The sequence below is a fragment of the Desulforhopalus glucosivorans genome (assembly GCF_054397165.1).
Genome location: NZ_AP044854.1, coordinates 2801540 through 2815331, shown reverse-complemented (window position 1 = coordinate 2815331; position 13792 = coordinate 2801540). Strand labels below are relative to the sequence as shown.

Here is a 13792-nt window from a genome sequence, read left to right as displayed (position 1 = left end):
TAATGATGGGATTTCTTTTACATATTCCAGTCATCATGAGTTTTTGGCTGCTGGCAGCTCACTTTATGCGTGATGGACAGACGATAGTAGTTGTTGCAGGACTTCTTTTCCCTTTGATGCTTTTCTATAAGAAAGGCTGGGTGGTACGTGTTGTCCAAGTGGCCCTTGTTTTGGGAGTTGTTGAATGGATCAGGACTCTGATGGTAATACAGGCCATGCGGGTTGAACATGGTTTGCCCTGGGGTCGTCTTGCTATCATTATTGGGGCTGTTGCATTGTTTACCGGTTGCTCAGCGTTGGTGTTTTTTCACAAATCTCTTAAAAGAAAGTACGGTTTGTGATGAGTCTTTTAGCAAGTGGTTCGCGTACATTCATTTTAATAAAGGAGGGTGTTGATAAGTGGATAGTTTTATAAACGCATTTATTGCATATTTTGTGATTGTTGACCCCATTGGTGCTTCGCTCATTTTCAATGCCCTGACAAAGGGGAACGATGCAGGCTATTGTCGTAGGATGGCAATTCGATCAGTGAGTTTGTCACTGCTTCTGGTCCTCTGCTTTGGTTTTTGGGGTGTGGGACTATTGACAACCCTCGGTATTGAGATGGAGTCCTTTAAGATTGCCGGTGGTCTCCTGATTTTCTATGCTGCCTTTGGAATGATTACTAAACCTGATAGTGCCAAAGATGATGAGGGTGATTTAACGTATGATGATATTTCTGTTTTCCCTCTTTCCATCCCCCTTATTGCAGGACCTGGTTGCCTAACTCTTACAATCCTTCTGTTCTCAGGGGTTCGTGAACAAGAAATATCCTTTTTGCCATTAGTTGCAGCTGTTGTTATAATTTATGTTTTGACCCTCATCTGTTTTTTGTTTGCAAAACCGTTGGTGCACCTTGTGGGGCAGACAGCAAACGATGTGTTCAAAAGACTGCTTGGAGTGCTACTTGCCTCTCTTGCTATTCAATTTATTGCTGATGGTGTGAAAGGTCTCATGTCTTAGCTTTTAAGCTTTTTTAAATATGCCCGATAAACGAGATAAGTCCCCTAATGTCTCACTACGTTCACTTATCTGGAAGTAATGTTACGTTCGCAATGTTAAAAGGTTCTCCCGTTTTCTCGGAGTCTAGGCGACCTGTTTTTTGACAGCTTTTCTGGGGTAAGATACTGATAAGAAATGAAATTGTATACACTACGCAAGCATCGTTGAGTTGTGGCATTGCTTGGCAGTGCGCCTGTTGTGGGTGTAAAACGCACCTTATCCTTCAATACTCGTGGGATATCCGCAGCGCTGTGATGGGTAGTGTTTATTGCACTACTACGCTGTTGTATTGAAAATCACAGCTTCCTGTCATACAATAAGAGAACAGTGAATGTTAACATATATGCCTGATGTGGGCTCTTTATAATCCTGCAGTTGCAGTCTGTTAACTGTAGAATTTATGTAAGTGAAGGTTGAAGCCGAACCACCTCAGGATGAGGAGGTTCGGCTTTGTCTGTTGCGGCTGTTGGTTTCTCTGTTTCATCGTATTGGGGTGGAATTTCATTACGTTAACTCAATGTAACAGGAGGCTTCTAATGGATATCAAAAATATTCTTCTTCCCTTTGATGGTTCTAAATACTCAATGCATGCCGCTGAGTATGCCCTTGGTGTTGCAAAACTCACAGGGGCCCATATTAATGTAATATATTGTGATGATTGGCAATTACATGGTTCCGAAGTGTCCGATGACGTTATTGAGCAGATCCGAGACAACAGGAAGATAGCTGTGAAGGATTGTCTGTTAAAAGCAGGTGCTGTTTTTTCCGGAAATGGTCCGGAATATACTCTCGAATCAGTCTCTGGCTCACCGGGAGAGGTGTTGACCGAGCGTGCTAAATCAAAAGAATATGATTTGATCATTATGGGCTCCCATGGTCACTCAAATATTGGCGGCCTCTTTTTAGGCAGTGTAACCCATAAGGTGCTTAATAAAATATTTTGTCCGGTTTTGATTGTTCCATGAAAATGATTCTCGTGCACAACGAAAAACAATACTACTTTGTAGGTGATTGATAATAAGTGAAAAAAGCTTGACTTGTTTCTGAAATTACGGTCTTCTTTAACAACTTTCAGGTGCATTAAGATGCTTAAAAGGGAATCCGGTATAAGTCCGGAACGGGCCCGCCGCTGTAACCGGGGACGAAAACCACATATAAGTCACTGGCATATGCCGGGAAGACGTGGTGATTAGGATGATCCGGGAGTCAGAAGACCTATCTGAAATTACATTGTAGAGTTTTCCTCTGGACAGGGACACTACACAAGAGACGAGGATATCAGGGAATCCCGGATCATTTTATATGATCCGGGATTTTTTTATTTAAACAGGTTGGTCAATTATCTGGGAGATTTGCAATGAAGAAAGGTTGGTGTGGTATAACCGCAGTACTGGTTTATTTGTGTGTTTTCTCTGTCTCTGCATTTGCTTCCGGTGCTAAAGGGATCCCTGGTTCCGGAAAAAATGCCATAGTTCTCGCAAGTTTTGGAACGACGGTTCCGTCTGCTGTGTCATCAATCATTAATATCCAGGACGAGGTGAAGAAGGCATATCCCAAGACGGAAGTACGCATGACCTTTACTTCAAATATTATTCGCTCTGTATGGAAAAAACGTCAGGCAGAACCGCAAAAATGGCTCGATCAGGGAATCCCTGAAGAGATCCTCTATGTGAAGAATTTTATCGCAACAATAGGTGATCTTTTAGAAGATGGATATACCAATATCGTGGTACAGCCAACCCATATGTTTTTCATGGAACAGTCCCATGATCTTCAACAATATGTAAACGGCCTTGCTTCTATTCGAACCATGAAAAAGAAGTGGAACCCAATTCACTCAATTGTCATGGGGCGTCCTGCCCTTGGTATGCCCGGTGACGTTTATCCCTATCATGACGATGTGGATGCAGTTATAAAAACCCTTGAAGGGGATGCTCAACAGGCAAAAGAAGAGAATGCTATTCTTGTCTATATGGGACACGGCAATGAGCACTGGTCTACAGGTATTTATGCTGAAACTCAGAAAAAAATGCGTGAAGCGTATCCGGATGTAACTACTTTTGTTGGTGTTGTAGAAGGTTCTCCTGCAATCACTGATTTTATAGGTCATTTAAAGTATGCTAAGACCCAAAAAGTATTGCTGAAGCCATTTATGATAGTGGCTGGTGATCATGCCACCAATGACATGGCAGGTCCTGAAGAAGACTCTTGGAAATCAGTTTTAACCAAAGAAGGTTTTGATGTGAATCCTGTATTGGAAGGACTCGGGTCCAATACAGAGTTTGCCAAAATTTTTGTTGATCACATCGCTGATGCAGCAAAAGAAAGAGGTATCCACCTGAAGTAGTAGTATGTATCACCAAGAACAAGGATGGTCGTGAGCCCGGCCATCCCTGTTCGCCCTCTGTCCCCCTCCCTTCTTTATGCAGTTTCTGTAATTGTTAATTTTTTCAATTTAAAAACAATAAAAACGCAAAAAAAAGCCACAAAATTGTTGACATGATCAGTCTTTCGTCTACATTACCGCCAATCTTATAATCTGAGTGTAAAGGAGGCTTTTGTGCGTAATCATTGGAGCAGTAGGTTTGGTTTTATTCTGGCAGCTGTCGGTTCAGCCGTAGGTCTTGGAAATATTTGGAAATTCCCATTTATTACGGGGATGAATGGTGGTGGTGCCTTTGTGTTGGTGTATCTCGTTGCCATTATGTTTTGCGGTTTACCAATTCTCATGGCTGAGTTTCTCATCGGTCGACATTCACAAAAAGATGTTGTCGGTTCCTTTCGTGAATTGACTCCAAACTCCGTTTTCTGGAAAAGCATAGGGTGGCTCAGTCTTGCCTCAGCATTTATTATTTTATCCTATTATGGAGTAGTTGCCGGTTGGACCCTTGATTATCTGTTTACATCACTTAGTGGCGGTTTTGCAGGCCATGATCCCGAAACGATTTCCGGTATGTTCGGTGCCCTTGTAACAGATCCTCAACGTCAACTTATCTGCCTTACCGGTTTTATGGGACTTTGTCTAATTGCGGTAATCAGTGGAGTTAAAAAGGGAATCGAACGTTGGAATCGTGTGCTGATGCCGACTCTGTTTGGAATCCTTATCGTTATGGCAGTGTATGCGATGACCACCAGCGGAGCCGTTGAAGGGTTGAAGTTTATGCTCTACCCCGACTTTTCAAAACTTACCATTAACGGTGTTCTCGAGGCCATTGGCCATTCGTTTTTCACCTTGAGTCTTGCCATGGGAGCCATGATTACCTATGCAAGTTACATGGATAAAAAAGAGGCTATCTATCCCGTTGCTATTCGAATTGCATTTCTTGATACTCTCGTAGCTATCATTGCAGGTCTTGCTATTTTCCCAATTGTTTTTTCTGTGGGAATGGAACCTGGAGGTGGACCCGGCTTGATTTTTAAAACCCTTCCACAGGTGTTTGCTACTATTCCATTGGGTGGTGTTTTAGCGGTTCTCTTTTTCCTTCTCTTAGCTTTTGCAGCTCTGTCATCAGCGATATCTCTTCTTGAGGTATTGACCGCATTTATGATTGATGAGAAAAAGTACGACAGGAAAAAGGCGACCATTTTTATGACTATTGCAGTCTACCTGGCAGGTATTCCTTCTGCATTGTCTTATTCAACTTTGAGTAATGTGAAGATAATAAAAGGAATGGAAGTGCTTGACTCCCTGGACTATGTAGCGAGTAACTTTATGCTGCCAATTGGTGGTCTACTGATTGCTATTTATACAGGTTTTATCTTAGATAAGAAAATTGCACAGGCAGAAATTACCGATGAAGGAAGTCGTTACCTCACCACCTTTAATATCTGGTATTTCACCATCCGTTATATTGCTCCGGTTGCTGTATTAATTGTTTTTCTCACAAAGATTGGTGTGATCAACATGTAGTTTGACCGATCCCATCCTTCTTCAAGGTCGCTGACAAGGGTTTTTCAAGCCGGGTCTAGCGACCTTTTTTTTTGTTGATCATCAGATGTTTAGTTCTACTTCTACCCACCTTTTATTGTAACTTCCTCTCTCTTTATGATCCACAGATTGACCGATATGTGGGAAATCAAAAAAACAGATGTTCATTATTTTGTAATGAAAATGAAGGCGCATATTTGTATCTGAGTGTTTTTTGTTATACGCTTTTCATAGAAGGATAATGAGTGCATTGGTTTTAAATGTGCAGATTTCTAATGTTAACTTTACCAATGAAGGATTGAAGAGATGTTCAAGAAAATGACGATTAAAGTGAAACTGCTGGCCACATTTATTCTAGTTAGTTTAATCCCTCTCGCTTCTGTAACCTATATTGCAATCGAAAAAGCCAGTGACGCTTTGCAAGCTGAAGTTGTCTCCAAATTTGCGGCTGTGCAGGAAACAAAACGTAACCACGTTAAAGAGTATTTTTCCCAGTTAAATTCAGCCCTAAGTATCATACAGACTGATCCATATATGCAAGCTAGTATGCGCACCTTTAATGATGCCTATGTTGCAGCAGGCAATACAGTTGATGATGATTCATGGAGGACTCTTGTTGAATTTAAAGAAGCGTCTATAAAAAGCATGGTAGAGCAGTATGGCTTCTACGATCTGCTTATGATTTCAATGGAAGGAAACCTTATATATAGCACTGCCAAAGGGGCTGATTTAGGCATGAACATTCCAAACAGTGCTCTAAAGGAGTCGAGTCTTGGCAGCGCCTACGAAAAAATATCGATTAATCCTGATGGTAATATTTTTGCAGATTTTGCCCCATATGCTCCAGATAATAATATACAGACTGCATTTATGATAGCTCATGTTAAAGACAGGTTTGATAAGCCCCAGGGGTATATTGCCCTGCGAATACCTGTGGATAAATTTAATGCTATTGTTCAACAGCGTAGCGGTATGGATGATACGAGTGAGAGTTATCTTGTTGGTCGGTCGGCTGGTAAGACCGGTTTGCGAACTGATCGTGTTGTAAAATCAGGTAAGGTGGGTGAGGACAAATCAGATAAATTTATTGAGTTGGCATTGGGTGGAAACTCAGGTTTTGGAGAAAAAATCGGGAGTACAGGGGGCACGGAATTTGTTCGTTATGACCCTGTCGATATTCCAGGAGTTGAGTGGGTGATGATTACCACAGGGGCAACTGACACAGTTTTTGCCGCCGTTTATTCTCTTCGAAACACAATGTTACTCATTATACTTGGTGCAATGGTTATTGTAGTTATTGCAGCCCTGGCAACCACATCTCTAGTGTTGAAACCAATTAAGGCAGCCATTGTGATGCTAAAAGATATCGCAGAAGGAGAAGGCGATCTTACCAAACGAATGGTTGTTGAGGTGGAAGACGAAATGGGTGAAATGGCAACCTGGTTTAATACCTTTATGGATCGGTTGCAAAATATGGTGAAACATATTGTAAATGACGCAAATACTTTAAATGGGGCATCAACTGCCCTTTCAGATATAGCGCGTCAGCTGACGAGTGGAGTTGGGGAGATGTCGGGCCGTACCAACCAGGTTGCCGGTGCCACTGAGGAGATGAGCGGCAATATGACAAGTGTTGCAGCAGCAAGTGAGCAGGCATCAACTAATGTGAATATGATTGCCTCAGCTGTCGAGGAGATGACCGTTACAGTGAGAGAGATTGCACAAAATTCTGAGTCTGCAAAGGGTATTACCCAATCCGCTGTAGCAAAAGCAGTTGAAGCGTCAAAGACAATTGATGAGTTGGGGCGTATCGCCATAAAAATTAGTTCAGTAACAGAGGTAATTACTGAAATTTCAGAACAGACAAATTTATTGGCATTGAACGCAACAATTGAGGCGGCAAGGGCAGGTGAGGCCGGTAAAGGCTTTGCGGTCGTTGCAAATGAGATCAAGGAACTAGCTCGTCAGACTTCGGATGCTACTCAAGAGATTAAAACCCAGATAGAAGGGGTTCAGAAATCAACTGATGGAACTGTTCGGCAGATTGAGGAAATATCCTCTGTGATTAATGAAGTAAATGAGACTGTAGAAACAATTGCCGCAGCAGTGGATGAGCAGGCTACAACCAGTCAGGAGATTGCTGATAATGTGGCCCAGGCCTCACGAGGTATAGAAGAGGTAAACCGTAATGTGAATCAAACATCCATGGTGGCAAGTACTATAACAGGTGAAATTACAGAGGTAGACAGTCTGGTTCAAGAGATTTCAGGATCGAGTCGACAGGTAAATGACAAATCCGACGACCTCTCTTCAGTAGCGAATAAACTACATGATCTCGTAGGACAGTTTAAAGTATGACCTTCCAAGGTACTTATCCCGATTATCGGGGTTAGTTCTAAAAAACTAGGCGTCTCTCTGCTTTATGCAGAGGGGCGTTTGTTTTTGGAGCAGGATCTAATCTCATTAATAAACTTATCCTCAAGATAATCCAGCAGGCTTTCCCGTTGTTCACCACGAGTCCCTAAATCCTGATATGTATCGAGGATCTTTTTCTGTAGAAGGCTCGGGCAGAGGTAAAAGTCTATCATTACGTCATTTTCTTTAACATGTGCCATAATCGTCTCCTGTAATGTAGAGGTTGTTTGATTGTCAGGCGCATTATAAAGAGAGCAGCTCACAATGTTCTTACACTGCTGATACAATTCTTGTTTTTTCAGTAAAAAATAATCATTTTTTCTTGAAAATAGTAAAAAACTGATTATTCCGGTACGATTGATGGACCAGATATTGTGACCCAGCAGGAATAGGAATTGTAGTCAAAACAGTGTGGTATGGCTTCAATTTGAACGTACCAGGAATGGTGCTTTTTTTGTGAGATCGTGTCGTTTGTGGAGAGGCTGCCTGCAAGCTGGTAGGTGGTTGCACCTATCTGAGACACAATTGTTGACGGGATATCAAATTCGGCTGTAGCCTTGGAGGCAATGGCAGATGAAACGATGGCGAGGCCATATCTTTTAGCATAATCGGAGTGTTGCTGAGTGTTCCGTGCTAAATTCTCATCTGGCCCGATGATAAGCTTATAGAGGAACAAGCCTCCAATAATAATTCCAATTGTAGTTAGGGTGCGTCCTTTGCTTGTTGAAGGTTTTCTCTCGCTCATGGCAAATCCCCAAGGTAGTGTTCGGTTGGATTATTATAATACCTTATATATAAACAGATGCAGTTCAGCTGTACAAGTAGCAAATGGAGGTTAGAGAACATTTTTTTTAGGAGGTAAGTTAGAGAGTTTGTACAGGAAAATGAAATGTATTTCAGGTGTAGGCTCTAGACTTATCTTGATCACTACAATAAAAACATGGGGCGTTACCACTGAAAATCATTTGGATGACTTTGATATGTTCTATTTTCGTGGTTCTGTGTGTTGTATTACCTTTGTAGGCAGAGAGCCTCTATTATTTTTCGAGTCTCTTTGATCCAGTGAATTTGACCCTGGATTTTTGTGTAAGGGGCGGCCAACTTGTTTCTGAGTATTGCAAGCTGGGCTGCGCATATATACCAGGTACAGATAAAAGGGCGCTCTATGCGGGGTAGCCTGCAGCCATTTTCCCCAAGGTGACAACAGATCCCTGCTGCACTTCTTGAGACCTGTTTCTCGGGAAAGGAACCGGTAACAAGGTGGTAAACAATTATATCCCGCCTATCATACCAAACAGTGGCTTTTATACAGCAGACGTCTTCACAGGCAGGGCAGGTGGCTTCACATAAATGATTGAGTGAATTGTCAAGATCATTATAGGCAGTAATAATATCGTCGATATGCTGTATCACCTCCACTTTGGAATCTTCAAGTTGTTCACAGATAGCTACTGTGACCCCAAGCATCTCATCCCAATCTGACTGGTGAATCCAGGGAACAACTCCGCTGGCCTTGCCTTCTTTTTGTGTTGGCATTGTTATGTATAACTAAATGATTGCAGTTCTTTACCTTTTAACCACCTGATAATTTTACGGTGTAACCGAGCTTTGTCAGCTCCTGCTTCAACACGTTCCGGTGGTCACCCTGAATCTCAATAACCCCTGATTTGAGAGTACCACCAGTCCCACATTTTTGTTTAAGCTGTTTAGCAACGTTTTTGAGAGCTGTGCCCTCTAAGGGTATACCCGTTATGAGTGAAACTCCAGCTCCTTTACGCCCCTTTGTCTGCCTGCTGATTCTTACAATCCCATCACTTGGTACTTTTGGGGCGGTCTTGCCACAACTGCATTTTTTACTCGGCTTTCCGCATTGTGGACAAGCTTTACCAAACTCAGTAGAATACACTAATGTTTCGTTTTTACTTTTCTTGGATTTCATAATATTTGAATATGTGGGTTTTCATCATGGGATTGATCGTAAATCAATTGTGAAGTGATACAAGATAGCAAGAAAGATGACCCTAAAAAACAAAAAAGTTTGTCCCCATCAAATTCCTGCACACGCATTTGAGGTAGAGGTTTTGTTATGATCGATCAGAGATTTGTTTTCTATAAAATTAGAAAGAGAACCATGCAGCTATTTGTTAAAGCATTTATCTTATTACATTTTATGGTCGTAGTCTCTCTTTTGACAGCAACCTGTTCCATAGGTTCATGTGGTCCCTTGGATGCGGCTAAATATCCCTGTGATGTCATTGTGAGTGGGCCGGATCAACTACGTAATGCCGTGTCTACAGCAGGAGCTGGGAATACAATTTGTTTAGAGACTGGTACGTACCACGTGTCGAATCTCTGGGTGAGTAGTCCTGGAGTGACAATCCGGTCAGCTTCAGGGGAAAGGGAGTTGGTTATTATTGATGGAAACTATGCAAGCAGTCAAAGTATTCTCAATATCAGGGGTGATTCGGTTACGATTGCGGACTTAACGATACAACGATCGTGGTATCATCCAGTCCATGTGTCGGGCGGTGGACATAATGTTTTATTGCACAATTTACATATTATTGACGGAAGAGAACAGTTTGTAAAAGTGAATCCAAATGGGGATAGTGGAAATGATAACGGAGTTTTGGAATGTTCTCTTTTGGAGTTGACCGACACTGGGAGGGAATTCATCCAAAAGAACGCGGATGGATATCCATGCTACACTGGAGGCATTGATACTCATGCCGCTGATGGCTGGGTCGTCAGGGATAATGTTTTTAGAAACATCTATTGTGAAGACTATGACCCGGATAAATTTGAACTGGCTGAGCATGCAGTCCATTTCTGGTCCGAGACGTCGAATACTACGGTCGAAAGAAATAAAATAATTAACTGTGCGCGAGGGATTGGGTTTGGCCTGGGGAGTTCTGGAAATAGTGGCGGAGTTATAAAAAATAATATGGTGTACCAAGGGGGGGTGAGTGGAATATTTGATGTTGGTATTTCTTTGGAGTCGTCTCCTGGCACAGAGATGTATAATAACACGGTCTATCTTACCGATTATTCCAATGGTATTGAGTATCGATTTACGGATACAACGAATATAACTATTCAGAATAATTTAACGAATATGTCTATTTCAGATAGGTCGAGTGGCTGTGGAGCAGGGGATTGTACTGTAAATACCAATAGCACTAATGCGCAGCCCGATTGGTTTACGGACGTGAGTGTGGGTGATCTGCATTTAGCGACTGCTATTGATGGCGTTGTTGATCAAGGGATTGATCTGTTATCGGTTGAGGATGATTTTGATGGAGGCCCAAGGCTGAGCGGAAGTTATGATATAGGGGCCGATGAGTATGAGATCGAGACACTAGCTGGGGATGACAGTTCACCTTCCATTTCCAGCATATTGATGCTTTTGTTATAAATTTCAGGGTTGTGGGTAGATGAGGATGGCTGTCTAAACCTTTAAGATTGTAGTAGTTATTAAGATTTAATGAAGTGATTAACAATGGCGCTGCTTATTAGAGGTTCAGTTGTTTGGGTTTTCATCGTTTTGAGTAGTATCTCTAGTTCATCCATAGCTGGTGAAAAGGATTCTATATTAGACTTCTTACCTGCAATCATTGCTGGAATTAACAAATTACCAAGAGCCATTGATTTTAAGGTGGAATCACCAGCTATATCGAGTGACTCTCTGTATGTGATTGATCTAGAGCGTTGGGATATCCCAAACAATGGCATTAACTCGGAGAAGACAACGGATAATTTGCAGAGGGCGATTGATTGGGCCAGTCACGAAGGGTATGGTCGTGTAGTGTTACCAGCTGGACACTATCTCATAGGTAAATACGGTAATGATATTTATCAATCCGGTATTGACCTCCATGGTAACACCGAGTTTGTGATGACAAATGCCACGCTTGAGATGGCAGCCAATGATAAGTGGAACTATTGTGTACTTAGAGCACAAGGTGTGAGCAATGTGATTATTAATGGCGGGACGATCAAAGGCGATCGTGACAACCATATATTCACTCCCAGATCCAGTGATGGTTCTACAACCCACGATGAGGGACATGGAATATGTGTCTGGGGAGGCAGTGAACGCATCTTGGTTCGAGATATGAACATTCACAGTTTGACCGGTGATGGGTCATTATTACTTAACTCGAATAACGTACACTATACGAGTAACACTATTTATAACAATCGTCGCCAAGGCATATCTGTTGTTGGCGGAATTAAAGTCGCGATCGACAATAACGAAATTCATCACATCAGGGGGACGTCGCCGCAGTTTGGTGTTGATATTGAAGGGGCTGGGCGAGAAGATAGGGATATTTTAATTCGGAACAATTATTTTCACCATAATCGTGGTGGGGATATCGTCAACACCAGTGGAAAAAATGTTTTTATTGTTAAGAATATCATGGATCAAGGCACTGAAGGCGTGGATCATCGATATATTGATGGTCCCATCGTCACGTGGGAGCGAACTGACAACGTCATCGCCCTCAATAGAATCACCATGTACAATGGATCAGTCAACGGCAGGTTAGGTTTTATTCAATACTCTGGTGATAATGACAACAATCAGCAAACCACCTATGTGCACGACAATATTTTTAATAACTGTGGCATGTATATGTACAAAGCTGAAGGGGCTGACATTCGTAATAACAAATTTCTCGGCTATTTTTTAGCGTTAAGTCATTTTAAAAACGTCGTCCTGGTTGATAATTTGGTCACATACTCAGAATCTGGTCCCAGATATTGTTGGTCTTATCGTTTTAATAATGTAACAGGATTTGCTAGTGGCAATTATGTTGAGGACCAACCCGCGAATATTCCGTTATCGGAAACCATACCGCATACACTGCAGTGTGTACTCGACGGCTTTTGACTCTTGTCGCAACTGTTTATTAACAAAATAGTGCACCAGATAAACCAGTGATCATCATGTTCTTGTCCCTCTGTGCCAAATGGAGAGGAATTAAGATGATTTGTAGAATACAATCGGATGAAATAGTGGGGGAGTTAAGGGAAAGGGAGTGTAATATAGATGGCTGCCATCAGACACTATGGTTTAACCAGATTTTTTTTCTCCTACTGGTGATGTTGTCATATTATTCTTAACCTTTGGGTATTTTAATAAAAAATCCTCTGTCCTAGCCATGATCTCCAAAATATATTATTCTGCCTTTGGAGCATTGTGTCTGAGTGGACGACAGAATCGTTCCACTCATACAAAGTGTTGAATATTTACAAAATATTGCAAAGACTCGAAGCTGTTTTTCTTTGCAGAATTCCAAAGGAATTTGACCTATGAAAAACTTGCGGAAACTCATCGCCAAACTGCTCATACCCTTTATCGTATTGGTACATTTCCCTTTTCCTGTATTTGCTGCTCCAACTGATGAAGAACTCACGCTCCAGATCGAGCAATCAGCAGTAAAAAAAGCAAAAGCGGGTGAAACAATCCAAGTAACAGCAAATATTTCCATTGCTGAAGGAATCGAAATTGTCAGGATTTATTTCCGCGCAGTGGGAAGCACCCCCTATTACTTTGTCCCAATGATAGCTTCCAGTAAATCCAAATATTACAGCATACTCCCCGCTCCAGACGGTACAGCTTCAGAAATTGAGTACCTCTTTCTGGTGAAAACATACAACAACAGGGTTTTCACCTCCACAACCAGTACGGTCACTGTCACAGGTCAAAAAGATTTGTCTGCTGACCCTAAACAGGATGTCGTGGATGTCTCAGTTGAAACAACTAAAGTCCCTGGCAAAATTGTTGGTTTTAGCGAAGAGACTAAAGTTCGTCTCGTGACACAATCTGAAAAACATGGTGTTCTTGCAGGTCTGTATGATCGCAGGGAAACAGGCGGCACCTCAAGCAGCGGCCATTATCATGGAACAATTGAGGCATCTGAAAGTTCAAATCTCAATACGTGGTTGATAGGGGGCGGGGTTGCCGCAGGTGCTGCAGTAATAGCTGTAGTAGCAGGATCTTCTGGCTCTGGAAGTAGTAGCTCCTCTTCAGGTACTAGTACAACAGCTTCTACCGGGGCTGGTTCTTGGACCTTACAGTTTGAATATTCACCTTGTTCAAGAGTAACTTCACAGACTGTGGCGTGCTCCACCGAAGGTTTGGTTACTTCTGTCTCTCCAACCGCCATAGGTATCCCCCTCCCAGAATCATGCAGCAACTCTCCAGACGGGGGGCTTGCGAATATTTTTGTTGTGGGAGGCAGCTGCGATACAGTTACGGCCTGTAATAATTACTCTTCATCGGATTTGACCAGTAAAACCTGTGCTGACAAATCCATAATTTTGTATAAAAATGATAGCCTCAGAATAGAAAGGTGGTCAGTACAATAACTATTTTTTCAGTAGGCAATACCTATTGAACCA

General features: G+C 42.0%; 13 protein-coding genes and 1 riboswitch. Of the genes, 9 read left to right on the top strand and 4 right to left on the bottom strand.

All coding sequences use genetic code 11. The features are described from left to right. Nucleotides 1-2: 2 nt before the first annotated feature. The 6 genes from ACX6CI_RS12195 to ACX6CI_RS12170 all read left to right on the top strand — a co-directional run bounded on the left by ACX6CI_RS12195 (nucleotide 3) and on the right by ACX6CI_RS12170 (nucleotide 7327). Nucleotides 3-341 carry a hypothetical protein gene (locus tag ACX6CI_RS12195; RefSeq protein ID WP_458773924.1) on the top strand — a complete coding sequence of 113 codons (339 nt, stop codon included), beginning with the start codon at nucleotides 3-5 and terminating at the stop codon, nucleotides 339-341. A 58-nt stretch (nucleotides 342-399) separates the two neighbouring features. Further along, nucleotides 400-1002, top strand: coding sequence for a MarC family protein (locus ACX6CI_RS12190; protein ID WP_458773923.1), 603 nt, complete (start codon nucleotides 400-402; stop codon nucleotides 1000-1002). A 575-nt stretch (nucleotides 1003-1577) separates the two neighbouring features. Continuing rightward, a complete protein-coding gene (locus tag ACX6CI_RS12185; RefSeq protein ID WP_458773922.1) occupies nucleotides 1578-2006 on the top strand; it encodes a universal stress protein in 429 nt (142 codons plus the stop codon). Between the two features lie 91 nt (nucleotides 2007-2097). Continuing rightward, nucleotides 2098-2278: riboswitch (cobalamin riboswitch) on the top strand. A gap of 120 nt (nucleotides 2279-2398) precedes the next feature. Continuing rightward, on the top strand, nucleotides 2399-3388 hold the full coding sequence (locus tag ACX6CI_RS12180) for a sirohydrochlorin cobaltochelatase (protein ID WP_458773921.1): 990 nt from the start codon (nucleotides 2399-2401) through the stop codon (nucleotides 3386-3388). A gap of 213 nt (nucleotides 3389-3601) precedes the next feature. Continuing rightward, nucleotides 3602-4951 (top strand): sodium-dependent transporter, encoded by a 1350-nt coding sequence (locus ACX6CI_RS12175; protein ID WP_458773920.1) that lies wholly within the window; start codon nucleotides 3602-3604, stop codon nucleotides 4949-4951. Nucleotides 4952-5275: 324 nt separating this feature from the next. Continuing rightward, nucleotides 5276-7327 carry a methyl-accepting chemotaxis protein gene (locus ACX6CI_RS12170; protein WP_458773919.1) on the top strand — a complete coding sequence of 684 codons (2052 nt, stop codon included), beginning with the start codon at nucleotides 5276-5278 and terminating at the stop codon, nucleotides 7325-7327. Between the two features lie 62 nt (nucleotides 7328-7389). Here the strand turns inward: ACX6CI_RS12170 and ACX6CI_RS12165 are convergent, their stop codons facing one another. From ACX6CI_RS12165 to ACX6CI_RS12150, 4 genes are all read right to left on the bottom strand, one after another. Beyond that, the gene (locus tag ACX6CI_RS12165) at nucleotides 7390-7584 is read right to left on the bottom strand and encodes a hypothetical protein (RefSeq protein ID WP_458773918.1); all 195 of its coding nucleotides are present in this window, start codon (nucleotides 7582-7584) and stop codon (nucleotides 7390-7392) included. Nucleotides 7585-7727: 143 nt separating this feature from the next. Beyond that, the gene (locus ACX6CI_RS12160; RefSeq protein WP_458773917.1) at nucleotides 7728-8129 is read right to left on the bottom strand and encodes a hypothetical protein; all 402 of its coding nucleotides are present in this window, start codon (nucleotides 8127-8129) and stop codon (nucleotides 7728-7730) included. A gap of 266 nt (nucleotides 8130-8395) precedes the next feature. Further along, entirely contained in the window at nucleotides 8396-8920 is a 525-nt protein-coding gene (locus ACX6CI_RS12155; protein WP_458773916.1) for a hypothetical protein, read from the bottom strand. 37 nt (nucleotides 8921-8957) lie between these two features. Then, nucleotides 8958-9323, bottom strand: coding sequence for a translation initiation factor Sui1 (locus ACX6CI_RS12150; RefSeq protein ID WP_458773915.1), 366 nt, complete (start codon nucleotides 9321-9323; stop codon nucleotides 8958-8960). A gap of 147 nt (nucleotides 9324-9470) precedes the next feature. Between ACX6CI_RS12150 and ACX6CI_RS12145 the strand changes: the two genes are divergently transcribed. The 3 genes from ACX6CI_RS12145 to ACX6CI_RS12135 all read left to right on the top strand — a co-directional run bounded on the left by ACX6CI_RS12145 (nucleotide 9471) and on the right by ACX6CI_RS12135 (nucleotide 13759). Next, nucleotides 9471-10799, top strand: coding sequence for a right-handed parallel beta-helix repeat-containing protein (locus ACX6CI_RS12145; RefSeq protein WP_458773914.1), 1329 nt, complete (start codon nucleotides 9471-9473; stop codon nucleotides 10797-10799). A gap of 84 nt (nucleotides 10800-10883) precedes the next feature. Next, nucleotides 10884-12278, top strand: coding sequence for a right-handed parallel beta-helix repeat-containing protein (locus ACX6CI_RS12140; RefSeq protein ID WP_458773913.1), 1395 nt, complete (start codon nucleotides 10884-10886; stop codon nucleotides 12276-12278). 422 nt (nucleotides 12279-12700) lie between these two features. After that, nucleotides 12701-13759, top strand: coding sequence for a hypothetical protein (locus ACX6CI_RS12135; protein ID WP_458773912.1), 1059 nt, complete (start codon nucleotides 12701-12703; stop codon nucleotides 13757-13759). The last annotated feature ends 33 nt before the right edge of the window (nucleotides 13760-13792 follow it).